General features: G+C 49.0%; 23 protein-coding genes. 11 read left to right on the top strand and 12 right to left on the bottom strand.

Annotation, left to right across the window (positions count from 1 at the left end; genetic code table 11):
* The first annotated feature begins 475 nt into the window (after positions 1-475).
* Both EWA64_RS20900 and EWA64_RS20905 read left to right on the top strand, forming a co-directional pair.
* Positions 476-1,060 carry a hypothetical protein gene (locus EWA64_RS20900; RefSeq protein ID WP_244881453.1) on the top strand — a complete coding sequence of 195 codons (585 nt, stop codon included), beginning with the start codon at positions 476-478 and terminating at the stop codon, positions 1,058-1,060.
* 83 nt (positions 1,061-1,143) lie between these two features.
* Entirely contained in the window at positions 1,144-1,734 is a 591-nt protein-coding gene (locus EWA64_RS20905; RefSeq protein ID WP_061894338.1) for a hypothetical protein, read from the top strand.
* A 43-nt stretch (positions 1,735-1,777) separates the two neighbouring features.
* Here the strand turns inward: EWA64_RS20905 and EWA64_RS20910 are convergent, their stop codons facing one another.
* Together EWA64_RS20910 and def are read right to left on the bottom strand one after the other, a co-directional pair.
* Entirely contained in the window at positions 1,778-3,109 is a 1,332-nt protein-coding gene (locus EWA64_RS20910; protein ID WP_082796653.1) for a ferredoxin reductase family protein, read from the bottom strand.
* Between the two features lie 141 nt (positions 3,110-3,250).
* Complete coding sequence (gene def / locus EWA64_RS20915) at positions 3,251-3,757, bottom strand: peptide deformylase (RefSeq protein WP_039428204.1); 507 nt, start codon at positions 3,755-3,757, stop codon at positions 3,251-3,253.
* Between the two features lie 296 nt (positions 3,758-4,053).
* Here def and paeA point away from each other — a divergent pair, with 296 nt between their 5' ends.
* Entirely contained in the window at positions 4,054-5,346 is a 1,293-nt protein-coding gene (gene paeA, locus EWA64_RS20920; protein WP_061894336.1) for a polyamine export protein PaeA, read from the top strand.
* Positions 5,347-5,446: 100 nt separating this feature from the next.
* Here paeA and EWA64_RS20925 read toward each other — a convergent pair whose 3' ends face one another.
* The 5 genes from EWA64_RS20925 to EWA64_RS20945 form a co-directional block, all read right to left on the bottom strand.
* The gene (locus tag EWA64_RS20925) at positions 5,447-6,616 is read right to left on the bottom strand and encodes a D-alanyl-D-alanine carboxypeptidase family protein (RefSeq protein ID WP_061894659.1); all 1,170 of its coding nucleotides are present in this window, start codon (positions 6,614-6,616) and stop codon (positions 5,447-5,449) included.
* A gap of 184 nt (positions 6,617-6,800) precedes the next feature.
* A complete protein-coding gene (locus EWA64_RS20930) occupies positions 6,801-7,319 on the bottom strand; it encodes an NUDIX hydrolase (RefSeq protein WP_061894335.1) in 519 nt (172 codons plus the stop codon).
* Between the two features lie 169 nt (positions 7,320-7,488).
* Positions 7,489-9,669: a TonB-dependent receptor domain-containing protein gene (locus tag EWA64_RS20935; protein WP_061894334.1), complete on the bottom strand. Its 2,181-nt coding sequence runs from the start codon at positions 9,667-9,669 to the stop codon at positions 7,489-7,491.
* Positions 9,670-9,872: 203 nt separating this feature from the next.
* Positions 9,873-10,805, bottom strand: coding sequence for a hypothetical protein (locus tag EWA64_RS20940; RefSeq protein WP_061894333.1), 933 nt, complete (start codon positions 10,803-10,805; stop codon positions 9,873-9,875).
* A 157-nt stretch (positions 10,806-10,962) separates the two neighbouring features.
* On the bottom strand, positions 10,963-11,829 hold the full coding sequence (locus EWA64_RS20945; RefSeq protein WP_061894658.1) for a YdcF family protein: 867 nt from the start codon (positions 11,827-11,829) through the stop codon (positions 10,963-10,965).
* A 175-nt stretch (positions 11,830-12,004) separates the two neighbouring features.
* Here EWA64_RS20945 and EWA64_RS20950 point away from each other — a divergent pair, with 175 nt between their 5' ends.
* The 3 genes from EWA64_RS20950 (at position 12,005) to EWA64_RS20960 (ending at position 16,083) form a co-directional block, all read left to right on the top strand.
* Positions 12,005-13,375, top strand: coding sequence for an L-serine ammonia-lyase (locus EWA64_RS20950; RefSeq protein ID WP_061894332.1), 1,371 nt, complete (start codon positions 12,005-12,007; stop codon positions 13,373-13,375).
* Between the two features lie 299 nt (positions 13,376-13,674).
* Positions 13,675-15,159: a peptide MFS transporter gene (locus EWA64_RS20955; RefSeq protein ID WP_061894331.1), complete on the top strand. Its 1,485-nt coding sequence runs from the start codon at positions 13,675-13,677 to the stop codon at positions 15,157-15,159.
* A gap of 372 nt (positions 15,160-15,531) precedes the next feature.
* Positions 15,532-16,083, top strand: coding sequence for an outer membrane beta-barrel protein (locus EWA64_RS20960; RefSeq protein ID WP_061894330.1), 552 nt, complete (start codon positions 15,532-15,534; stop codon positions 16,081-16,083).
* Positions 16,084-16,299: 216 nt separating this feature from the next.
* Here EWA64_RS20960 and phnR read toward each other — a convergent pair whose 3' ends face one another.
* The 3 genes from phnR to EWA64_RS20975 are packed head-to-tail and all read right to left on the bottom strand — an operon-like array spanning position 16,300 to position 18,059.
* Positions 16,300-17,004, bottom strand: a complete 705-nt coding sequence (gene phnR, locus EWA64_RS20965) for a phosphonate utilization transcriptional regulator PhnR (RefSeq protein WP_061894329.1) — start codon at positions 17,002-17,004, stop codon at positions 16,300-16,302.
* Entirely contained in the window at positions 16,992-17,156 is a 165-nt protein-coding gene (locus EWA64_RS20970) for a hypothetical protein (protein WP_156478517.1), read from the bottom strand. Before EWA64_RS20970 ends, phnR begins: the two co-directional genes overlap by 13 nt.
* A 33-nt stretch (positions 17,157-17,189) precedes the next feature.
* Positions 17,190-18,059 (bottom strand): AraC family transcriptional regulator, encoded by an 870-nt coding sequence (locus EWA64_RS20975; protein WP_045568708.1) that lies wholly within the window; start codon positions 18,057-18,059, stop codon positions 17,190-17,192.
* A 132-nt stretch (positions 18,060-18,191) separates the two neighbouring features.
* Between EWA64_RS20975 and EWA64_RS20980 the strand changes: the two genes are divergently transcribed.
* Both EWA64_RS20980 and EWA64_RS20985 read left to right on the top strand, forming a co-directional pair.
* Positions 18,192-19,346 (top strand): aminotransferase-like domain-containing protein, encoded by a 1,155-nt coding sequence (locus EWA64_RS20980; protein ID WP_061894328.1) that lies wholly within the window; start codon positions 18,192-18,194, stop codon positions 19,344-19,346.
* A 71-nt stretch (positions 19,347-19,417) separates the two neighbouring features.
* Complete coding sequence (locus EWA64_RS20985) at positions 19,418-20,119, top strand: lipoate--protein ligase family protein (protein ID WP_061894327.1); 702 nt, start codon at positions 19,418-19,420, stop codon at positions 20,117-20,119.
* Here the strand turns inward: EWA64_RS20985 and yjjG are convergent.
* Positions 20,116-20,790 (bottom strand): pyrimidine 5'-nucleotidase, encoded by a 675-nt coding sequence (gene yjjG, locus EWA64_RS20990; protein WP_039463590.1) that lies wholly within the window; start codon positions 20,788-20,790, stop codon positions 20,116-20,118. The two genes, EWA64_RS20985 and yjjG, sit on opposite strands and share 4 nt — an antisense overlap.
* Positions 20,791-20,902: 112 nt before the next feature.
* On the opposite strand from yjjG, the gene EWA64_RS20995 reads away from it, so the two are divergent.
* The 3 genes from EWA64_RS20995 to EWA64_RS21005 all read left to right on the top strand — a co-directional run bounded on the left by EWA64_RS20995 (position 20,903) and on the right by EWA64_RS21005 (position 22,900).
* Positions 20,903-21,808, top strand: coding sequence for a LysR family transcriptional regulator (locus EWA64_RS20995; protein WP_061894326.1), 906 nt, complete (start codon positions 20,903-20,905; stop codon positions 21,806-21,808).
* A gap of 69 nt (positions 21,809-21,877) precedes the next feature.
* Entirely contained in the window at positions 21,878-22,189 is a 312-nt protein-coding gene (locus tag EWA64_RS21000) for an antibiotic biosynthesis monooxygenase family protein (RefSeq protein WP_061894325.1), read from the top strand.
* A 24-nt stretch (positions 22,190-22,213) separates the two neighbouring features.
* Positions 22,214-22,900 carry a helix-turn-helix transcriptional regulator gene (locus EWA64_RS21005; protein WP_061894324.1) on the top strand — a complete coding sequence of 229 codons (687 nt, stop codon included), beginning with the start codon at positions 22,214-22,216 and terminating at the stop codon, positions 22,898-22,900.
* Here EWA64_RS21005 and EWA64_RS21010 read toward each other — a convergent pair.
* Positions 22,897-23,442, bottom strand: coding sequence for a sugar O-acetyltransferase (locus EWA64_RS21010; RefSeq protein WP_039463602.1), 546 nt, complete (start codon positions 23,440-23,442; stop codon positions 22,897-22,899). The two genes, EWA64_RS21005 and EWA64_RS21010, sit on opposite strands and share 4 nt — an antisense overlap.
* Positions 23,443-23,451: the final 9 nt, after the last annotated feature.

The following is a 23,451-nucleotide window of genomic DNA, read 5'->3' on the forward strand; positions in this document are numbered from 1 at the left end:
ACAGTAAGAAGTCAGTCGGCTAAAATTACCCTCTAACCCGAGTATTAATCCGCACAAATAGCACGGAGTATCGGGTAAACAAGGTTAAACTAATTTAGATTATCAAGATAATCGGAAACGCAACTACGCCAACTAACTCCAAGAGCCGAATGAATGAAACATCATCGGTATAAGGAAAGTTAGATATCCATGTTGGCGTCATCTCCGAAAGAAAGGATGTCGAGAGGTTAACAATTGAACAATGGCGATGTCAAGCGTGTAGAAAAATAGGGCTAACGAACAGAAGCAAAAAAAACAATAATATCAATAACTAATAATTTTGTGATTCACCATTAATATTTAGAATAATTATAAAATAAAGCAATGAATCACATGATATTTTCCTCCCCCTATCTATGCATCACAAATACAACTACAAGTGATCGTAATGTGTATAGATATTATCAAAACGTTAAATATCAATAAGGAACTATCTGTGAAAAAGTTGGCTTTATCTAAAGTTTTTCTCTTGGGCTTAATCGCGTCTTCTTCAGTGAATGCAAACGGACTTTCCGGCGTACTAGGAGTTGGTTATGGTTTCGGCGGTGATGACCTGTTTAAAGGCATTTACGATAATGGCGAAAGCGACAAAATCAAAGGGAACCAAGGCGTCTCTTTCTTCGGTGGTGTCGATGTAGCGCTTCCGCAAGATTTTCTATTACGTGGCACCATCGGCTATAAGTTTGATAGCCTCACTGCCTCAAATGGTGATGTGACTTTCGATCGCGTTCCGCTTGAGTTCATCGCGTTTAAAGCATTCAACGAGCATAAAATTGGCGCAGGTATCGCCTACCACACGGCGGTCACACTAGAGTGTAAAGTAACCAATGTTTGCGATGGCGAAGTCGAGTTTGATGACGCAGCAGGCTTTACCGTGCAGTACGAATACGCTTTTGCTCCTCTAGCGATCGGTCGTTTTGCCGTTGGCGCAAAATACACCAACATTGATTACAAAGTCTCTTCGACTGGAGAGAAATTTGATGGTAGTGGCTTTGACTTCCATCTGAGCTATTTATTCTAAATAGATATCCTCTAAGCAAAAGGGGGAGCGTTGTTCATTGAGTCAACGCTCCCTGTGAAAAATTTCAATGTTAGGGATAGACAATGAAAAAACTGTTGCTTCTTCTCTTATTCTCGGTTAATTGCCACGCATTGGGTGAAATAGCCCTCACCAACTCAGACATCAATTTTGAGCCGTTTCTCTCTGACTCTCTGCAAATCTCGCTTTCCCAATATGCCGAACAGCCATTGGCTTTGACTCCAGATTTAGTAGGAACAAAGCCTTATATAATCAATAGTACCACTCAGCAAAATTGGAATTTTGTATCTAACGAGGTCGTCCCGATGCTACTCATTGAGTCGGTGGCGGCGGCTTATTCTTATTGGGCCTCTAAAGATCCGGCCACCGCTGGAACCTTTTTAGGCCTCTCGGGCTTATTTCTACTCGATATGGAAAATAGAAAAGTTGGCGCCATCGGCGCATTAACTCTAGGCGCCTTAGGCTTGTACAATATCAATATTGATGAAGATGAAAAAAGTGAAGGTGAGATTTTTCGCGATAATATGATTGGGGTAAATCTCATCTTCTTGTCGATGGCAACGACCCATCTCCTCTTTCCTCGCCTGCAGGGTGATATCAGTATCTATCCTCAAGGCAAAGATACCTGGTTTATTAACTACCAATATCGCTTTTAATCGCTAAAACCGTCAGCCCGCTGATTTACGGGCTGACTGATTTCTAACGCATCACAAATTTTTCCGCGTGGAAAGCCTTATCAACCTTCACTCGATATGGTTTGAGCGCTTTTTTCAATGCGTTTGAAAACGGCGCCGGACCACAGAAATAGAACTCGAACTGACGCAAATCCCCACATTGCTGGGCAATACTTTGCGCCGAGAGTAGTAGATCCTTGCTTGAGTCCATGACCGTTAATGACACTCCGGCTTGTTGCGCTTTTTGCTTAAGCTCCTCACATAACCGTGGCTCTGCCTGCTGACAACAGAAAAACAGATGTGTCTGCGGATGGCTTTGTTGACTGGCTAACCACTCTAGGCCTGCCATAAACGGCGCGATACCGACGCCCGCTCCAATCCAGATTTGAGGCCGCTCAGCGGTAAACGAAAACTTGCCGTACGGCCCTTCTATTTGCAAAACATCCCCCTGACTTAAGCGTTGATGTAACCCGGTAGTAAAGTCCCCCAGCTCTTTGATCAAAAACCTAAGCTGAGAAGAGTTCGGTGCGCTGGCAATAGTGAAAGGATGCGGCTCTTCCCCGGCAAAACAGAGATAAGCAAATTGCCCAGCTTGGTGGCTTGGCCACTTAGCCTCGGCTTCCAATGTGAGATCCAGTGTCTGACTTAACGCACAGTAGCGTAACGCTTTTACTGACGCAGAGTAACGCGCTCGGCGTCCGACCAATCCCGCAAGGCTGTACAAAGCGGCTAAAGAGCCAAGCACAAGAAAACTGGTGGTCAACCAGTAGATAGGCTCCCCCCAATAGGCACGTTTTAGCAGCGCAAACGAATGAAAAGCCAATAGCAAGTAAACGATAGCCATTAAGCGGTGAGTGAGGCGAAAGGGTTTATACTTGACGGCAGACCAAAGCGAGAGCACAAGCAGAGCGAGTAATAGATAAAACCCCCATTCGCCACTTTCCAATGCCAGTGGTTTAAGTGATTTCAGCCACTGCGCCCAGCCCGTCAAGTTCGCATTCGGACCAGAGCCATTAAACCGGACAGGTTTCGATATCACCTCTAGTGAAATCAACCATTTAGGTAAATGATATGCCAACCAGTGGAACGCTCCAAGCAGCACAGCGGCAATGCCGAGCCATTTGTGAATGCGGTATCCTTTATCCAACCCTTGCGTCCAAGTCTCGATTATCGGCAAACGCAGCGCGAGCACCATCGCGGTCGACATCAGGATGAGAGACAGAATGCCAGAATACTGTATTAATCCCGATCGCCATTGGAAGAAATTATCCGAGGTGAGTAATGATGGCTCCACTTGAATCCACAGCAGTGTGACAAGCGCGACCACGCTTAAAACGCCATATGTAACCCTATCCATAACCAATTCCACTTTTCTATTAAGGTTATTTTAGAGTAACCAACCTAATGTAAAGCAGCGTTTTGTCTTGGTAAATTTGGGTAAAGAAAAGGCCACTCTCTAGCAGTGGCCTTGTTTTCGCTTTAGTCCAGCAGATGGCGGTTAACGCGCGCGATTTTTAACAAACTTCTTCACTTTCTTCATCGCCATTTGCTGTTTGAGTGGTGACAAATAATCGATAAACAGATTGCCGGACAAGTGATCAATTTCGTGCTGCATCACAATGGCAAGAAAATCACTGCTTTCGATTCTCAGCGGTTTGCCATCACGGTCCAACGCTTCGACCACCACAGAGGTGTAGCGCTCAACGTCGGCGTAGTATTCTGGCACCGACAAACACCCTTCCTGTCCCATGGCTTTGTTATCACCACTGACAACAACCGGGTTAATCAGAACCAAAGGCTCATCACGCTTTTCCGATAAATCGATCACCACAATCGCCTCTTCTCGGCCCACTTGAGGTGCTGCCAAACCAACGCCATTGTCGGTTGCGTAGAGGGTATCCAATAGATCGTCGATCAGTGTTTGCACAGCAGCAATATCAGTTACAGGTTTGGACTCCACGCGAAGTCGCGGATCGGGTGCGGTCAGAATATCTAAAACAGCCATGAGTTCCTTAAATCATCGATTGAATAAAAATAACGCGGCGTAAGATAGTGTTTTCTTACCCAGTTGTAAATCTTTCAAAAGACTAAGTTACGTTTGCTCTTGAAAAGTGTGGTTAGGGTTGCTGCATCTGTTCCTTCATCTATTCCGTCCTTACGTATAGAATAGCCGAGCCGAATCGGCTCCATTGACCGAGCCGCGATTTGGATTTCTTTCTGGTTTAAGCAAACAAGCCACCACCCGATGTTCCTGTTCCATTCGGTTAGTGGATTTTATTGAACGCTACTTGGACACTCATCATGAGTTTATTTGAGAACTTCTCAATCATCATCGCGCTGATACTCACCAGCTGCTTCTTTTCTATGTCTGAAATCGCCTTGGCCGCGGCGAGAAAAATTCGTCTCCGTCAACTTGCTGAAGAGGGGGACGAACGTGCCACTCTCGTGCTGGCTTTACAGAGCCACCCCGGCAACTTCTTCACCGTGGTACAAATTGGCCTAAATGCGGTCGCCATTATGGGCGGTATTGTCGGTGAATCGGCTTTTACTCCGCATATCAAAACACTCTTGGAAAGCTGGCTGCCTATCGCTTGGGTTAACCAGTTAAGCTTTTTCTGCTCTTTTATTCTGGTTACTAGCCTATTCATTCTATTTGCGGACTTGATGCCAAAACGTATCGCCATGGTGATGCCGGAAAAAATCGCCATGACATTGGTTCGACCGATGCTGATCTGCATTTCACTGCTAAAGCCTTTTGTATGGATCTTCAACGGCTTGGCAAACACCATTTTCCGCCTCTTTAGCGTGCCTGCTGAGCGCAACGACGATATTACCTCGGACGATATCTACGCGGTAATGGATGCGGGGGCCGAAGCGGGCGTGCTCGATCGCGGCGAGCAGAAGATGATGGAGAGCGTGTTTGAGATGCAATCGGTCCCGGTAACGTCGGCGATGACGCCTCGTGAAAGCCTGACCTACCTGTCGATGAAAGATGATGAAGAGGTGTTGAAGAAGAAAATTTCCGAAGACCCGCACCATAAGTTTTTGGTCTGCGATGATCAGTTGGACGCGATCAAAGGTTACATCGACTCGAAAGAGCTGCTAACGCGCCTCATCAATGGCCAGCCACTTAACCTAAAAGAGGGTAGCATAGTGCAAACCTGCCCCATCATTCCCGATACGCTGAGCCTGTCTGAAGCACTGGAATACTTTAAAAACAGCCGCGTCGATTTTGCGGTGATCATGAACGAGTACGCGCTGGTGCTGGGGATCGTCACCTTCAATGATTTGCAAAGTGCCGTGATGGGCACTTGGGTACTGGCCGAGGGGGAAGAGCAAATCGTCGCCCGCGACCACAACTCTTGGCTGGTAGATGGCGTCACCCCCATCACCGACGTGATGCGCGCGCTCAACATTGATGAATTTCCTCACCCGCAAAACTACGAAACCATCGCTGGTTTTATGATGTATATGCTGCGCAAGATCCCGCGCCGCACCGACTCCATCATCTACTCAGGATACAAGTTTGAAGTGGTCGACATCGACAACTACAAAGTTGACCAGCTATTGGTCACTCGGGTTGAAGTCAACTGATCGCACCGGATTAAAAATCCCTTTGCACTGGCAAAGGGATTTTTGTTTGGTCTTGCTGTTTTAGCGCTTTGCTTTTCAAAGTTTGCTTTGAATAGATTGCTTAGAACAGATTGCTCAGCCAACGCTTAAACCAATCTACTACACGTTTAAACAGGCTGCCTTCATCCACCGCTTCTAATGCTACCAAGTCCACCTGTTTGACCACCTTGTCATCGATTTTATACCGCACCTGACCGACCACCTGCTGCTTTTTCACTGGTGCGGTGATGTCGCTGGTGTACGTCAGTTCAGCATGCAGAGTCTTACTCTCACCTTTAGTTAAGGTTAAGAAAACTGGCTCGACGATGCCGACTTTCAACTCGTCTTGACTGCCCATCCAAATCCTTGGCGTGGCTAGCACTTGGTTTACATCGGTCGGAGAAATCGTATCGAAAAAGCGAAAGCCATAACTGAGCAATTGCTTGCTCTCAATTTCCCGACTGCTGGTGCTGTTTGAGCCCATCACCACCGAGATGAGGCGCATGTTGCCGCTAGTCGCGGACGTGGCGAGACTATAACCCGCACCGCTGGTAAAGCCGGTTTTCATTCCGTCCACATTGAGGCTGCGATCGCGCAGCAAACCGTTGCGGTTGTACTGAGTGATGCCGTTGTAGGTGAACGACATCTCACTGTAAAACGGGTAGACGGCGGGTAAATCATGGATAATCGCTTGGCCCAACTTGGCAATATCGCGCGGGGTTGAGTAGAGCCCATCGCTGTCGAGCCCATGCGGATTGGTAAACGCGCTGTTTTGCAGGTCGAGTTTTTCCGCCCACGCGTTCATTAAGCTGACAAACGCCGCCTCGCTGCCGGCAACATGCTCGGCAATCGCCACGCTGGCATCATTGCCGGACTGAACAATAAGCCCACGATACAGATCGCTCATGCTGACCGACGTACCGACTTCGATGAACATTTTTGAAGAGTCAGGAAAGTTTTTCGCCCAAGCATTGCGGCTCACTACCACTTGATCGTCAAAACTAATGTTGCCACGATTCATCTCCTGCCCTGCCACATACGCGGTCATCAACTTGGTCAAGCTGGCGGGATTCATCTTCACATCGGCGTTTTTGGCGACGAGCACTTCACCAGAGTGATAATCCATCAGCAGATAGCCTTTGGCGCTCAATTGCGGAGGATCGGGGACAACGGTAGGCGCAGCGATAGACGTCACGCTGCTCAAGCTGGCAAGCAGCGTCGTACTGAAGGTCACAAGAAATTTTCTATTCATAGCCATCATCTGTAGTCAAAACTTACCTGAGTATATTCAAGCGCATCTTTGTTACAGCGTCTGTGTTACGAATCGTTACCTTTCTTCGAACAATGTCGCAATCTTCTATGAAAACCAATAAGTTAACAGCAAGCTTGGCGCTAACTTATTGATAGGAAAAATAGTTTATGGCGAAAAGAGGACGTTAGAGCAGCTCTTTGGCGATCAAGCGTAGCAAGAAGGTCTCTCGCTCGATGCTTAAGCCCTTTTTCGAACTCTGCGCCATGGTTTGCTCATTATGCGCAATCGCCTGATGAATATTGATCCACATTGGTCGCATACCGTTGTTGATTTCATACTGCTCAAAGCGCGTCTCACCGAGTTCTCGGTCGATGTTGCAGGTATAACAATACGAGTGCATGTGCATCACATTTGCCTCTCCTTTATACCAAGGACGAAACTCTTCATAGATACCAAATGGCTTGATGTTATGAATATTCGTCGCACCCGTCTCTTCTTGCAGCTCGCGGATCATCCCAGCAATCACATCTTCCCCTTGGTCCAAACCGCCACCGGGAATGGTGTAGTCATGATAACGCTCGGTGTAGAGCAATAAAATGTCCTCACCATCCAGGCAAATCGCTCGGGCGGCGTTGCGCTTGAAAATGATTTTATCGTCCAGATGATCGATTTCCGGATGGACGGCGGTTTTCAGATGTCTCATGGCGTCACAGCTCTGGGTAAACAGTGGCAGGGATACTAGCAAAAATCGCTCTGTAATCAACCTTGATCACAGAGCAAAAAGGAGGAACCGCACTAAGCCGATCGTGATGGGAACCAACCGTTTAGCTCACGGCCTGCGCTCTTGGCGACACCGTAAGTGTTTGTTGATGCTAATATTTGTAGCTAAGGTGCAGTTTGATTTCTCGTCCGAGCGCTGGCACCCCGTTCATCAAATAGGGTTGGTAGTAGCGATCCGTAAGATTCTTCACCACGACTCCGGTGCGCAGCCCCGGTACTTGTTTGACGTCCCAGTTAAGATAAGCGTCTTGCAGCGTGTATTGATCGCTCGGCAGATTTGACAGCATATTGCCCGGTTCGGTTTTGTTCTGCACATCGTACCAACGTACCTTCCAGCCGGTGCGTAACCCTTCCATCCACTCATAACCAAGGCCGAAGTTGATGTTGAGCGGTGGTACGTTCGGGCGATCCTCATCGGCTCCCGTCGAATCTTTCAAGCTGCCTTTGTTTTTGCCGCGAGCATAACTGGCGGAGAAATCGGAATAGAAATCGTGCCAACGAAGTTGCGAAATCAGCTCGAAACCATAAATTTTGTAACCATCGAGGTTGGTATTCCAACTTTGCAGCGCGTTACTCTCTTTATCCAAGTTGGCTCCCTGTCTATTACCAACGCTGTTGCTGATGTCGTTGAAAAAAATCGTCAGCTCTGTGGCCAGTGCGCTATTGTCGCCAAGCACCCCCTCGTCAATCTGAATGACACTGCCCTGATAAGCATGCACGCGCGATACGTCTAAATCTCGCGCAGAGGCGGGAGCGCTGGCCTTGGCAAACTGCACCGAATAGAGATCGTCAATAGTAGGCGCTTTAAGTGCGTACGCGTAAGAGAAATTGAGCAGCGTACTTGGGCTTGCTTGGTAGTTGATTTCTAAACGTGGACTAAAGCCCTTATGTGTGGTTTTGCTATAATCATGCCCTGCATCAGGGTCATTGTAATCGGGCGCTGCGTTGCCTTTCCCTTGGCTTTCGATGTACTCGTAGCGCAGTGACGGAATAATCTGCAGCGCATCACTCAGGCGATAGTGATCCGCCACATACACGCCATAAATCGATTGCTCGCCCGACGGTTCAAAATAGGGCGTATACCAACCGTAGTTCTTCTCCGCTTTGCTTTTGTACGATTTGTTGTACACCAGCGACTGACGATCGGTTTTTTCGTATTGCAGCCCCATCACCAGATCGTGGTCACGAAAACTCGCGCGGTTGGACAAATCGACGTAGTCACGTTCGTAGCTGAGCCATGATTCGTGCCCGTAATTGCCAACCGATACAAACATTTTTTCAAAAGCGATATCCGGGCGAACCCAGTGCCGTTCGTTTTTGGAACGCGCCGCAGTCAAGGTAAGATCGAGGTACGGATTGGAGGGCATGTAGCGATAAGACAAGGTGGTGGTGTTGTCTTGATAAGTGTTGTATGCCGTATTGGCGTACTGCGCCGCTTCAAGCGAACCATATTTTTTGATGTTGTAGTCGGAGATATCCGGCATTTTTCCGCGGCGGTTCGCCCAAGGCTTGCGTCCTTCATCACGATAACGTGTCGTGATCACGTTCAACTGGTGATGATTGCTTAGATAACCGACTTTCAACAGCAAGTTATCTTGCTCAAACGCCGAGTAATCGACTATTTCGCCGCCGCCGACTTGCACATCTTGCGAATCTTTGAGTGAACCATTGGCTAAGAAGTAAAACCCTGTGTCACTGCGCCCGTAAAAGCTTAAGGTTTGGCTACTCTCATTACCATTGGTGTTGTAACCGGTGGAAACGCGCGCGCCCAAGTTTTGCCCGACCTCTAGAAGATCATCAACCGTTTTGGTTGTGATGCGGATCACGCCACCAAATTTGCCGTTCAACGCTTGGTAATCATGTGCCCCTTTGATGACTTCGGTTTCTCCGATCAAGAATGGGTCAAAGAAAAAGGTACCATAGCGATACTGCTGAAAACCGATCGGTGCGCCGTCAACGTAAACAGCGATATCACTTGGATCGCTAAAACCGCGAATGTTGATCCGTTCGCCACCTGAGCGCGCTCCGCCATCCAGCGTCGCACCGGGTACCGAGCCAACTAGCTCAGCAAAGTTAGCGTACTGCTGCTCTTCAATCTGATCAGAATCGACGATGGTTTCTGCTGGCTTGGCGACGGTGATGGGTTTGGCGTAACGCACCCCAAGTACTTCCACTGATTCATCAGTTTGTTCACTGGCATGCAGAGCCAGACTGTGGAATACCGCTAAAGAGATTAGGCTGACTTTACAAGAAATTGGAAAATGAGGGTTCATAGCAACCGCTTATCGTTATTATCGAAGCGACTGATTATATGAATCTTACCTCATTTTACAAAGAGAATTGATATTTATTATCATTTAAACAAAAGGCAAGTATATCTGTTTAACTTGAAAAGAAGAGGGATCGAGAATAGTCACCGACTTTGGCTTTGACCACCAAAACGCGGTTGGAGTTCTCGATTCCTCGTGTTTTTGCTCTATCCGTCTCGATTGATCTGAGCAATCAACTCTGCTTCGACACGCTCGGCATCTTCCACTTTAATTTGGCAGGTACCCGCAGCGTGGTGGCCACCGCCGCCATAGTTGAGCATCAATGCGCCAATGTTGGTTTTCGAGCTGCGATCAAAAATCGACTTACCTGTGGCAAACACGATGTTCTGCTTTTGGAAGCCCCACATCTTGTGGATTGAAATGTTACATTGCGGAAACAGAGCGTAAATGATGAAGCGGTTGCCGGCGTATATTGTCTCTTCACCGGTCAAATCGAGCAGTACCAAATTGTCATACACCGTGGCGCAGCGCTGGATCTGCTCTTTAAACATCACTTCATGCTCACGATAGAGATCAATACGCTCTTTGACATCCGGCAGTTCCAGAATCTGCTCAATGGTGTGATGCTTGCAGTACTCGATCAGATCCATCATCAAGTTGTAGTTTGAGATGCGAAACTCGCGAAAACGGCCCAGACCAGTGCGCGCGTCCATCAAAAAGTTAAGTAAATTCCACCCTTGGGAATCAAGCACTTCATCGCGGGAAAACTGCGCAGAGTCGCCTTTATCCACCGCCTCCATCATTTCCAACCACTCTTGCGGGAAAACCGATGTGCCGCCATAGTAATCCCACACCACTCTCGCCGCCGAAGGCGCATTCGGATCGATGATGTGGTTTGCACGCTCGCCACGGTTACGAATCGTCTCGGATAGGTGATGGTCAAACACCAAGTGCGCTTCCGCGACGTAAGGCAAGTTGGTCACAATGTCGTTTGCCGTAATGTCGATTAGCCCGTCTTGCATGTCTTTAGGGTGGACAAACTTTATCTCATCGATCAAATCTTGCTGCTTGAGCAACACTGCGCAAACCAGACCGTCGAAATCACTGCGTGTTACCAATCGGAATTTTTGTTGTGACATTTCCATTTCCTTTGCCAATGATGGATTGCCATACGATAACCGGAGAGAGAAAAGCGGCGCAATAACCCGGTAAATATCAATGACAAAAATAAGAACTTCGCCACTTTGAAACTAAAATAAGGATAGTCGAGCCGTTGATAACTAACAAACCTCTCACTTAATTGAAGCGAAAGATGGGGGTTTGTTCCGGATCGAGCTGGCGGTTGAGCGAGATAAGCTGTTGGTTGAACATGCGAGCAATCGCTTTTACCGACTCAATATTTGCCTCAGGTGGTGTATCACCAATCCAGCCCTGCAAACGCGCAAAGTCAAAGTTTAGCGCTGCGTACTCGGCGCGCTGTGCAATGATCGCCCCAATCCGCGTCAAGGCACGCGTCGCGCTTTGCAATGGTAGCGCTCTTACCTCGGCAAGCGGCCGCTGGAAAACGCCACGTGCCACCCCTTCCAAATAGACCCGATAGGGCGTTAACTCGTCGATCAACAAAAACAGCTCCGCCTGCGGGCCATGATGCGGATATGGCACACTCAGATGATCTTGCAAGCAATAGCTAATGGCGAACTCAGCACCAAGCGCCGCGCAGCGTTCTCGCAAAACGCGCAGCAGACCTTGTTCGTCCATCGATTGCTGGATCTCAAAGATGCGCTGCAAGTGGTAATCGTTCGAGACAAACGTCACGTTCAACTGACTTCCCCGCTGACAAACACCACTTTCGATCAGCACTCGCGAAACTTGCAGGATGTTTTCTAGCGTACTGGTTGATTGCTCTTCTAAAAGAGTTCGCTGAGGCGCAACGGTCAACCCTTGTTGCTGGCAAAGTAGGGCGAAGTACTCAAGCATCGCGCTCGCTTCTGAGCGAGTTTGCCCTTGGGTCACGCCACCACAAAAAGCGATCAGGCACTGTTCGTCTAGCGTACCTTCGCTCAGCGCGGCCACCAGCGCCTCCACGCGACTGCGCCCTTCTTCGGTTAATTGGTTAGCAAACAGTCTCTTACCAAGGACTATCACCACGTGGTTTGCGTTCATCTTTTCTCTGGCTCTGGATTTTTTCATTTGCGCTGCACGAGCTGCTGTACTTTTCGCCTTTTTGGCGCTACTTTCACCACACAACAAGCTATTAACAAAATAACAACATTAAAACTGTGGTGGTGTTGGTGAATCACACTAATCCATCTTGAGCACTGTCAATAGGACGTTAAACATGCTGTCAATTTTCGATATCTTCAAAATCGGCGTCGGGCCTTCAAGTTCTCACACTAATGGCCCTATGATTGCCGGGTATCAGTTTACCCAATTGTTGGGCGAGGATCTTGCCAAAGTTCATCGCGTTCAGGTGGATCTCTACGGTTCGCTATCACTGACCGGCCGCGGTCACCACACCGACAGAGCGGTGATTCTTGGTTTGCTGGGCAATCGGCCAGACACCATTCGTATGACCAGCGCCAACCTCGCGCTGCATCAAGCGATTAATGAGGGGCAGCTTTCACTCAGCGGTGAACGTTTTATCACCTTCCATTTTGCCAGCGACATTCTGTTTCATCGCGACAACTTGCCGTTACACGAAAATGGCATGACCATCAGTGCCTTTGACTCGCAGGGTGCGCGGATTGCCTTCGAAACTTACTATTCGATTGGCGGCGGATTTATTGCCACCGCCGATGAACTCCTCAATGGCAAGAAAGAACAAGGTGTCGCTGTCGATTTTCCGTTTAAAAATGCAGAGGAGATGCTCGAACTGGCGGAGAAAAATGGCCTGAGTCTCGGCGGAATGATCCTACGTAATGAGCAAGCGTTCCATGATATGGCCACCATTGATGCCAAAGCAGAGCAGATCTGGAAGGTAATGAGTTTGTGCATGAAACGCGGCTTTGACACCGAAGGCATTTTGGAGGGGGGATTGAACGTCACGCGCCGTGCCCCAAACTTGCTGAAAAAGCTTGAAGCCAATGCCGCGATTGAAAATGACCCGATGGAAATCATGGACTGGATCAACTTGTTTGCCTTCGCGGTCAGCGAGGAGAATGCGGCAGGTGGTCAAGTGGTGACCTCCCCGACCAATGGTGCGGCTGGCGTTATCCCTGCTGTTCTGATGTATTACCATAAATTCATCAAAGAGTTAGATACAAAGCAGCTCAAAGATTTTCTCGCCGTTTCTGGCGCCATTGGCATCTTGTACAAAACTAACGCTTCCATCTCCGGAGCAGAAGTCGGCTGCCAAGGCGAAATCGGTGTCTCTTCTTCGATGGCTGCGGCCGGGTTAACCGCGCTACGCGGTGGCAGTAACGAGCAAATCTGCATTGCCGCGGAAATCGCCATGGAACACTCACTCGGCATGACCTGCGATCCGATAGGTGGCTTAGTGCAAGTACCCTGTATCGAACGTAATGCCATGGGCGCGATGAAAGCGATCAACGCCTCACGCATGGCTCTAAAACGCACCAGCAAATGCCTAATATCATTAGATAAAGTTATTGATACCATGTATCAAACTGGCAAAGACATGAACAAAAAATATCGGGAGACTTCACTCGGTGGATTGGCGTTAATCCACATGGCGCCACCATGCGAATAATTTTTATCGACGCACTTCACACCACTAATGGGCAGAATTTCTGCCCTTTTTCTTGCTCATTCGTCAAATTTCATACGTTCAACAGATTTGAGTTTAACCAGCGATCAGTTCACTCAAACTCTCTTCCCTACGAATTTTTGATCTAGAACAACGCATTAGCAAAGCAATCGTTTCGCATTAGAAAATGTAGTGAAAGGCGTATTTTTTCTGCGACAATTGTTTCAAAATATTACTAACCAGTTAAGTAAAATAAAAGCAGTTATAAACACTGCCTATAAATCAAATATGAGCAATTAATTATGTGGAATAAACTAAATAAATCCATGATGTTCTGCCAAATGATGTTTGGCTTATCTTTCTACGGCGTGATGGTCATCCTGACCCGATTTTTTCTCGAAGAGCTAAATTACAGCGAAGCGGACACCATGATGGTGGTCGGTGCTTTTTCCGCCATCGGGCCGCTGTTTGCCATTGCTGGCGGCTTTATCGCCGACAAGTTCCTCGGTGCTTATCGGGCTCTGACTATCGCTTATTTTGGCTTCGCCAGTGGCTACACCTTGTTGGTACTCGGCGCCGCAACGCAAAATGTACCGATGGCACTTAGTGGTATCGCTTTGGCGAGCTATTCACGCGGTTTGATGTCTCCTTCCTACCCCAGTTTGTATAAGCGCACTTTTAACTCTCAGGAAGACTTTGAAAACGGCTACCCGGTGAACTACTCAGTCAACAATATTGGTGCCTTCCTCGGTCAATACCTGTTCCCGATGTTTGTGTTGGTCATTGGCTTTCACGGCAGCTTTATGCTCTCTGCGGTGTTGGCCGCTTCTGCCGTGATCACTTTGGTGGTGATGCATAAAGGGCTGCGTGATGTAGCAGCAGAAATCGACCAGCAACCCGTCAGCAGCAAACACTGGGCAGCTTTTCTTGCCCTATCTGCTGGCATGATTGGCTTGGTGTTCTTCATGTTCTCCAACATGGCGGTAGGCCAGAATATCGTTTACGCCATCGGCGCTGCGGCCATTGTCTATTTCATATCCCTGATGTTGAAATCGGACAAAAGCGATGCATTGAAGATGGGTACGATCCTCATCATCACGTTCCTCACTACCTGCTTCTTTGTTTACTACGGCCAAATGATGACCTCGATGAACATGGTAGCGATCAACACCATGCGTGGCGATCTGTTTGGCTTTATTCCGGTTGCACCAGAAGCGGCCATGGCAATGAACCCTCTTTGGTGTATGGTGGCTGGCCCTGTGATTGCGCTGCTGTTTTCCAATCTTGAGAAGCGTAACATCAACTTCTCCACAGCAACCAAAGTCGGCTTCTCGTTTATTCTCACCGCGATTGCCTTTGGCATTCTGACTTTGGCCGTGACCACTGTCGGTGAAGATGTGCTGATCCGCCCTGAAATTTTCTTAGCCATTCACTTCTTCCAAGCTTTTGCTGAGGTGATTGTCGGTTCAATGGTGGTCGCCTTTATCCTTTCGGTTGCGCCGAAACACATAGAAAACTTCTCCGTCAGTCTCTTCTCAGTGGCGATTGCGCTGAGTGGCATTGTTGGTGCGGTGTTCTCCACCTCAATAGCACTGGAGAAAGGCCAAGCCATTACCCAAGAAATTGTGCACACTGTGTATGGCGACTACTTCCAATTACTCACCGTATTGGCCGTCGTGATGGTCGGTGTGGCGCTTGGCGCGTCTCTGGTGATTCGCAAAATGTTACAAGCGGCAGAGGCTAAGCAAACCCCAGCAGAAAGTATTGAACTGGAAGCACATAGCTGATTTACCGTTACCTCTATTAATTGCTAGCCCGCTCCGCGGGCTTTTTACTTTTTCGCAAGTAACCATTTCGCAGTTAACTATCTGAACTGTTAGTTAAAAATCAAAACTCGCTCTGTTCTCTGCACTGATCCTTACAAATCCATACAAAACCTCCGTACTTTTTCTCATAAAATAAACAAATGAACAGTGTTCAATATTTTCCGCCTATGCTTTAAACTGTACAGGCTCTACGCTTCGGTAAGTTGGCCGAAACATGGCTTTCGTCCTCAAGTTATTCGAAAAGGACAATCGGCAGTCATGCCAGATAGCAACACAACGACGTGGACCCAACATACGCTGCACAACTAAATTACTCGAGAATTCGGAGATCTTATGTCTTACAAATACGCTTTCGCTGGTTTGCTGTCTGTCCTTTCCTTAGCGGCGCACGCTGCGCCCAACAAACACGTGATTGGTGGTAGTTTGGGCTATGGTGACGTTAGCTATAGCACCAAAATCGGTGATCAAGACGGCGACATGTATCTGGGCGATATCTACTACCGTTATATGTTCAATGAGTACTTTGGCATCGAGCCTGGTTTGAAAGGGGCGTTTATGGGCATCACCTCTGCCGTAATCAGCCCATTAAGTGAAGTTAAATCTGTCGCTTATGGTGGCGAGAGAGTGAGTGGCTACGCCAGTTACCCACTGGGAGCCGGCTTTGAGCTTTACGGAAAAGGCGGCCTCACTTACTACACGCTCAGCTACACACTGAAAGTCAGTGGCGAGAGCAAAGATTACAAAGAATCAAGCCTTGGTGGTGAAGCAGCGGCAGGTGTCGCTTGGGCCTACAAACACTTCGGTTTGAATCTCGAATACAACTACGCCAAAAACAGCGACTTTTCTTCTGGCGGAGTGATGGTCGGCGCGCAAGTACGCTTTTAACCTGTTCTCATTCAAAGATCTGCGTGGTTAAGAGATAGGCCGGGTAGCTCTCCATCTTCCCCCAGCGAGAGCTATCTGGCCGTTTACAAACGGTTAGCTCAACCCGAGCGATAAAAGAACTCCCAGCAGAATCAGCATACTCCTCGGGTAAAAAATCTATTCACTCTCCTTAAACAAAAGGCGCCCAAACAGGAGCCTTGCTAAACCACCTTGGGTTTATCGCGACAGTTGCGTTAACGACTCAATACACAATGCATCGTGGCGCCAATACTCAATATTGCAGTCAATCAACTCGCCTTGCTGGCTGTAGTTGACACGCTCAACCACCATCGCTGGCGTACCCGATGTGGCGCGCAGCGCTTGAGCTACCTCACCTAATAAACTGCTGGTGGTAATGCGGTAACGAATTTGCTGATACACCACACCAAAGTGATCGCGGTAAATGTCCGTCAGCGATTGCGACAAATCGAAATCGAAAAGATTAGGAAACTGCTCAGGACGCACATAGTTGGTCACGTACGCCACTGGGCGATCTTCAAGATAACGCACACGGTCAACGCGATAAACATCCGAGAACGGCTGTAAATTCAGCAGACGTGAGGCCACTTTATCGGCCAAGATGGCTTTTGCCAGCAGCAGTTCGGTTTTCGGTTGGCGATTTTGCGCCAAAGCCATATTGGTAAAATTGAGCGTTTGCGTCGGATCATAACGCAGCGGCGCAGGTGAGATAAACCAGCCTCGGCGATCTTCGCGATAGATGCGCCCTTCCGCTTCAAGCAGGCCAAGCGCCTCACGCAACGTCACACGTGTGGTATCAAATGATTCCGCCAGTTTTCGTTCTGCGGGCAATTTCTGCCGAGGTGACAACATGCCAGCTTCAATCTGCTCTACGATGGCATCTTTAATTTTTACGTATTGCACTGCGTGTCCTTATCTTTTTCGCCATGGCTGCCAGAGGCGGGAATGGTGTTGGCTAAGTAGAAGAATACTACCGCAGAAGTGGTGGCTAATGCATTAACAAACAAATAGCTAGCGATATCGAGCAGTGCTGGTAAACAAACGGGCAAGGTCACATTGAAAAACCGTTTGTACTGCGGCGATGCGGCTTAGAAAAAGCTGATTGGCAGATAGAAATCGAGTTCAAACGCTTCGTTTTCATCGACAAAATGGTTGCGGTGATAGTGCACGTAAGCCGGGGTTGAGCGCAGTTTAAAGCCCGAGTCGGGCAGCCATTTTTCCAGCACCTGACTGATTTGCGGCAGCAGTTCCCCATACACGCCGTGCAAACGAAAGACTGCATGCAGCCCACCCGGAATGACCATTTGGTTAACGATACCTCGATATTTCAGCGGTTTATCGATACCGATACAGGCAACATAGCGGCATTTATCCAGTTCGACCCAAGCTGGATTCGAGTGATGCAAGCCAAATTGCGCCGCAAAAGGGCGCCCTTCCGCGCTCGCCCACGCTTTTAAAATCAGCCACGACTTTTTGATTGAACGGTTGTAGCCGACATGACGCACATAAGCCGCCAATCTTTGCGGCACTTCTACAATTTTCGGCTCAGGCAAACTGCGTTTCGCGACTCGATGGTAGCCCGCCGCCACTTCGGGATCTTTAAGGTAGGGTTTGTCCGACACATGCGGGTCATGACCTCGCCACTCCCCCGGAGCCATGTGAAAAGTGGCTTTAAATGCGCGGCTGAAAGAGGAAAGCGACGTAAACCCGCACTTATTGGCGATATCCAGCACTGATGAGCGCGTATCGAACATCAATTGATTGGCGGCGTATTCCATGCGAGTACGGCGAATATATTGGTGAATCGACTCCCCCACCACTTGCTTGAATACACGATGAAAATGTTGCTCCGAATACGCAGCGATTTCCGCCAACTCGCGAGCAGACAGCTCACGGCTAATGTCTTGATGAATGTAGTAAAGCACATCATTGATGCGCGAAATGTGCTGTTTACTCATGACGAAAAGGCGGCCTTGCAAACGAAAATAGCATGAATGGACATATTCAACAGCATAAATGGACACACCATAAAACACAACCGGATGTACTATCAGTCAAATAACAAAATCAAAGCACAGACAGGAAACTCCATGGAAATCGCTCGCTCATTACAACAGATTCAATCTTCCTATATTCGCGAAATCCTCGCCGCTGCCAGCGACCCTAGTGTGATCTCTCTTGCTGGCGGTTTGCCAGACGAGCAGACTTTTCCAATCGAGCTGATGAAGCCGTCCTTGGAAACATTGTCTGAGATGCCTGAAGTGTTCCAGTATGGCGCAACGGCGGGTTATGCACCTTTGCTGCACTTTCTCAAAACATACATGGCGCTGCCAGAGACACACATGGCGATGGCGTGTACCGGCTCGCAGCAAGGGTTGGATCTGATCGCGCGTGCTTACATCAATCCGGGTGACACCGTGGTGATGGAAGCGCCAAGCTACCTCGGCGCGATGCAAGTCTTTGGCTTAGTGAGCGCGAACATCGTCACCGTGTCGCAAAACGAATACGGGCCAAACCTCGATGAGTTGGCCGCCTGTTTCAAGCAACACGCGCCAAAGATGTTTTACGCGGTGCCAGATTTCCACAACCCAACAGGGGTCTGCTGGTCGCTCGAAACACGTCAGCAAGTGGCTAAGTTGTGCATTGAGCATAAAGTCGCCTTTATTGAGGATGCGCCGTATCGCGAGCTACGCTTCCAAGGGGAAGCTCTGCCGCTGGTATCGGACTTCTGCCCGCAAGATTCTATCGTGCTGCGATCTTTCTCCAAGATAGCCTCTCCGGGTCTGCGTATCGGTATTGTAACTGGCAAAACCAGCTATTTAGAGCCACTTATCAAAGTCAAACAAGGCGCGGATCTGCACTCCAGCGTACCAATGCAAGCTCTGCTGCTTGGCTTATTGCAGCATGAGCAGTTCCCTGAACATATGCAAAAAATCCGCACCCTGTACCACGCTCGCTATCAAGTGCTCGCGCAAGCGCTACAAGAGCTGCTCCCAGCAAACTGCCAACTGAAGCCCGTCGATGGCGGTATGTTTGTCTGGGTCACTTTGCCACCATGCGATACCTTCGCATTGGCTAAGGCGCTGCTTAGCAATGGTGTGGCCGTAGTGCCTAGCCCTGTTTTCTACCCAGCCGGACAAGATGCTCCTGCGGCGCTGCGTCTCAACTTTACTAACGCGACCCCAGAGCAATTGAAAGAAGCCGTGACCCGATTGGCCGAAGGGCTTAAACTGGCCTTGGTTTAAGTCAATCTCATTGAAATACAGTGACATGAACCGCCTTCGGGCGGTTTTTTATACGCGCGAAAAGGTGACCTGTGGCAGCTAAGAACAAACTCATCCGCTATCTCAGCATCGAGGCTGACGAACTTTTCCAACGCGAGGCGGCGTTGATCAAACAAGTGCAAACGAGTGAACTAGAGCAAGCGCTGCTGCTGTGGCAGGTCAAACAGCCAACGCTCGTCTTGCCAGCGGGGAACAAGTGGCCACAAAGCGAGCTGCTACACCGAGAGCTGGCCCAACTGGGCTGGCAACTGACGGCCAGAAAAACTGGTGGCGCGCCAGTGCCACAAGTGCCCGGCATCATTAACCTTTCGCACCTCTACCATTGGCCGCACGATCAAACTTATGACATTCGCAGTGCGTACTTAAAACTGTGTGACATCCTACGCCACTTCTTTCGCCACTATGGCTTAGAGGTCGATGTCCACGCCACGCCGGGTTCCTACTGCGATGGCGATTACAACCTCAACATTGGCGGACAAAAAGTGGTTGGCACCGCGCAGCGAGTACTGCTGAAAAAAGAGGGCGGGCAAGTGATACTAGCGCAAGCGTGCATTTTGATTGATGCCGATATGGCGCGGATTGTACAGCCAGTACAACTGTGTAATCGGCTCAGCCAGCGTGACGTAGAGATCAAAGCCGACGTTCACACGCCACTCTTTTCTCATCTGCAAAAAAGGCCCTCTATCGAGAGCCTGATGCAAACCTTAGCGGACTGTTTTCTGCGTTACGCTTAAGCAAGCAAAATGGCATGCAGTTCAGCCATGGAACTGACTGTATAGCTCGGCGCAATACGTTCATCGGCCGGGTTGCCTTGATGGTTCAGCCAACAGGTCTCGATGCCGAAATTCATACCGCCGAGGATGTCGGAATGCAAGTTGTCCCCAACCATCAAAATCTTGCTTTTACACGGTTGCCCAGCCACTTGTAGCGCGTGATCAAAAATCGCCAGATCCGGTTTTGCCACGCCCACCTGCTCGGAGATCACCACCTTGTCAAAATAACCCGCCATGCCGGTGCGCTCGAGACGAATCGCCTGCAACTCGGTAAAGCCGTTGGTGATGATACCCATTTTGACTTTACCGTGCAGCGCTTCCATCAGCTCCTTGACCCCAGGCAACAAAGTACAAATATCGGCCATAGCTTCAAGAAACGCACTATTGAGTTCCAGCGTGGTGGTATTGAGTTTCTCGGCCCACTCCTGAAAGCGGCGATGTTTGATCTCATCGGCGGTGATTTTGCCGTCTTGATAGTCGACCCACAGCGGCTTGTTGACTTTTTGATAGTGGTGAAAATCTTGCTCGGTAAAATCCACCCCTTTACGGGCAAACATCAACTGCATGCCTTTGAAAGCGTCAAAGTGAAAAAGGGTTTCATCGGCGTCAAACCATATCCAATCGTATTTCATTTCTGTGTCCACTACTGCGTTTTATTACTGAGGTAGTTTAGATTGTTTTTAATATGAATATAATCTCTCTCCATAGAAAAACATTGTGTCCATCTGCTCAACAATTTTACTTATGATCAATCAATTTGCCGATCTGCCCGTGTTCGTCACTGTGGTCGACTGCGGCAGTTTTTCGCAAGCAGCGAAACAACTCAACCTGACCAAATCGGCGGTGAGTAAACGCATCAGCCATCTTGAAGATGGCTTGGGTATTCGCTTACTCAACCGCACCACCCGCAAACTGAGCCTGACCGAAGCGGGACAACGCTACTACGACTATGCATCGCAAGCACTGAGCCTTGCCAAACGCGGGGTCGACGCCGTTTCTGAGCTGCATGGTTCTCCGCAAGGTCGCTTGAAAATCACCGCGCCGATGACGTTTGGCGTCTTGCATGTCGCGCCGCTGATCAGCGAATTTCTTGGCCGTTATCCTGAGGTGGAAATCGATCTACAACTGGAAGACAAAATGGTTGATCTGGTCGAAGGCGGTTTTGATCTCGGCATCCGTATCGGCCACTTGCCCGACTCCAACCTGATTGCCAAACGCCTTGCGCCGTGTCGCACCGTTTTATGCGCATCACCGAGTTACGTCGAGAAAATGGGGGCGCCGCAAAAACCGGCTGATCTCGCGGATCACAACTGTCTGCGCTACAGTTATTTTCGCGGCGGCAATGAGTGGCTATTTCTCCACCAAGAGCAGGAGTTTAAGGTGCTACCAAGAGGCAATTTTATCGTCAATAACAGCGAGGCCATTCGCCGCGCCCTCATCGCAGGCATTGGCGTGGCGCAAATGCCCACCTTCATCATCGGCAAGGAACTGCGCTCCGGGACGTTGGTCAATCTTATGCCAGAGTATCTTTTACCCGAACATTTTCTCTACGCTGTCTACCCGCAACGTAAGCATATGCCATTGAAAGTAAGAATGTTTATTGACTTTCTCAACGAGAAACTTGGCAGCGATACACCGTACTGGGATTAGGCTACTGACATCTTCTGACAAAGCCACGCAGTATGCTTTCCATGAACTCACACAACAGGAGAAAGTCTCATGGAACAAGTTATTGAAATGGTCAGCTTCAAACTGATTGAAGGTACGTCAGCGCAAAATTACATCGCAGCCAGCGAGCAGAGCCAAGCTTTTGTCGCCAGCCAACCCGGCTTTTTGTACCGCTCGCTGAGCCACGATGCCGCAAGCGACAGTTGGACGGATGTAGTTTACTGGCAAGATATGGAGGCAGCAAAAAAGGCGGGTGAACAGTTTAAAAATCACGCGGACTGCCAACCGCTGATGGCGTTAATTGAGCCAAACTCGGTCGACATGCGTCACCAATTGATCAAAATGAGCAGTTGTAACGTCTAAACGCCACCACAACAAAGGAACCCCATGAGCAAGTCGGAACGTCTATTTGAACTGTTGACCTTATTGCGCTCCAAGCGTTATGCGGTGACCGCCAAGCAACTCGCGGAAACCATGGCCGTCAGTGAACGTACCATCTATCGCGACATTCAATCACTGCTCAGCTCCGGGGTTCCTATTTGCGGCGAGGCGGGGGTGGGCTATCTGCTACAAAACGGCTCACACCTACCGCCATTGATGTTTAGCGAAAAAGAGATGGTGGCACTTGAACTTGGCATGCGCATGGTCAGGGCGTGGTCCGATGCCGAACTCGCTCAAGCCTCACACTCGGCATCGGCCAAAATTCTTTCTGTGCTGCCCGACAAACTGAAACGGCAGGTGGAAGAGTTCCCTATCTTGGTGCCCGATTATCATATCCAGTCCGATAGCGCCAAACGTGCTCTATTACTTCGCCACGCCACTGACAGCCAGTTTGTTGTCGATGTCGGCTATCAAGATGAAAAAGGGTCAGTGACCCAGCGCCGCCTACATCCGCTCGGGCAAATCTTTTGGGGGAAACATTGGACACTGGTGGCATGGTGCGAACTGCGCAACGATTATCGCCACTTTCGCCTCGATCGAATCGAATCGCTATCCGTCAGCGATGAAACTTTTACCACCAACGAGAGCAAATCTTTGTCTTACTATCTGGCGCACTGCGTGCCACCACACTAGCTGAGCACGCGGATCAGTTTGGCTGGCGTTCCGCCATACAAACAATCAGGCGGTACGTCGTGATTCACCACCGAATTAGCAGCAATGACCGAGCGGGCACCGATGGTAACACCTTGGTTGATAACACAGTTTCCGCCGATCCACACATCATCCTCGACCACAATTGGCTTGCAAAATGTTTCCCAGCGGCGGCGACTGCGGTAATCGAGCGAGTGAGATGCGGTATAGAACTGACAACTCGGCCCGATCAATACGTGATCGCCAATGGTGATCTTCGCCCCGTCAAGCATCACCACATTCATATTGATAAAAGTCTGCTCGCCAATATGAATAGTTTGGCCAAATTCACACATGAACGGCGATTGAATAAAACTCTCCCCTACATGGCCAAATAACTGCTGCTGCAAAATGGCACGCTGATCGCTTTGTGTCGTCACATTCAGACGCAGTAAAAGCTCCGCCGCCCGGCTACGTATGGCATCAATCTCACGATCCGCTCCATCAAAGCTCAAACCGCTCATCATTTTTTCAAATTCTGTCATCAGATCATC

This window comes from Vibrio cidicii, assembly GCF_009665415.1.
GTDB lineage: Bacteria > Pseudomonadota > Gammaproteobacteria > Enterobacterales > Vibrionaceae > Vibrio > Vibrio cidicii.

What these genes read in the sequence shown, in the direction of transcription:
- EWA64_RS20905 (WP_061894338.1), top strand. Translation starts at nt 1,144, where the DNA reads ATGAAAAAACTGTTGCTTCTTCTCTTATTCTCGGTTAATTGCCACGCA.
- EWA64_RS20910 (WP_082796653.1), bottom strand. Translation starts at nt 3,109, where the DNA reads ATGGATAGGGTTACATATGGCGTTTTAAGCGTGGTCGCGCTTGTCACA.
- def (WP_039428204.1), bottom strand. Translation starts at nt 3,757, where the DNA reads ATGGCTGTTTTAGATATTCTGACCGCACCCGATCCGCGACTTCGCGTG.
- paeA (WP_061894336.1), top strand. Translation starts at nt 4,054, where the DNA reads ATGAGTTTATTTGAGAACTTCTCAATCATCATCGCGCTGATACTCACC.
- EWA64_RS20925 (WP_061894659.1), bottom strand. Translation starts at nt 6,616, where the DNA reads ATGAATAGAAAATTTCTTGTGACCTTCAGTACGACGCTGCTTGCCAGC.
- EWA64_RS20930 (WP_061894335.1), bottom strand. Translation starts at nt 7,319, where the DNA reads ATGAGACATCTGAAAACCGCCGTCCATCCGGAAATCGATCATCTGGAC.
- EWA64_RS20935 (WP_061894334.1), bottom strand. Translation starts at nt 9,669, where the DNA reads ATGAACCCTCATTTTCCAATTTCTTGTAAAGTCAGCCTAATCTCTTTA.
- EWA64_RS20940 (WP_061894333.1), bottom strand. Translation starts at nt 10,805, where the DNA reads ATGTCACAACAAAAATTCCGATTGGTAACACGCAGTGATTTCGACGGT.
- EWA64_RS20945 (WP_061894658.1), bottom strand. Translation starts at nt 11,829, where the DNA reads ATGAACGCAAACCACGTGGTGATAGTCCTTGGTAAGAGACTGTTTGCT.
- EWA64_RS20950 (WP_061894332.1), top strand. Translation starts at nt 12,005, where the DNA reads ATGCTGTCAATTTTCGATATCTTCAAAATCGGCGTCGGGCCTTCAAGT.
- EWA64_RS20955 (WP_061894331.1), top strand. Translation starts at nt 13,675, where the DNA reads ATGTGGAATAAACTAAATAAATCCATGATGTTCTGCCAAATGATGTTT.
- EWA64_RS20960 (WP_061894330.1), top strand. Translation starts at nt 15,532, where the DNA reads ATGTCTTACAAATACGCTTTCGCTGGTTTGCTGTCTGTCCTTTCCTTA.
- EWA64_RS20975 (WP_045568708.1), bottom strand. Translation starts at nt 18,059, where the DNA reads ATGAGTAAACAGCACATTTCGCGCATCAATGATGTGCTTTACTACATT.
- EWA64_RS20980 (WP_061894328.1), top strand. Translation starts at nt 18,192, where the DNA reads ATGGAAATCGCTCGCTCATTACAACAGATTCAATCTTCCTATATTCGC.
- yjjG (WP_039463590.1), bottom strand. Translation starts at nt 20,790, where the DNA reads ATGAAATACGATTGGATATGGTTTGACGCCGATGAAACCCTTTTTCAC.
- EWA64_RS20995 (WP_061894326.1), top strand. Translation starts at nt 20,903, where the DNA reads ATGATCAATCAATTTGCCGATCTGCCCGTGTTCGTCACTGTGGTCGAC.
- EWA64_RS21000 (WP_061894325.1), top strand. Translation starts at nt 21,878, where the DNA reads ATGGAACAAGTTATTGAAATGGTCAGCTTCAAACTGATTGAAGGTACG.
- EWA64_RS21005 (WP_061894324.1), top strand. Translation starts at nt 22,214, where the DNA reads ATGAGCAAGTCGGAACGTCTATTTGAACTGTTGACCTTATTGCGCTCC.
- EWA64_RS21010 (WP_039463602.1), bottom strand. Translation starts at nt 23,442, where the DNA reads ATGACAGAATTTGAAAAAATGATGAGCGGTTTGAGCTTTGATGGAGCG.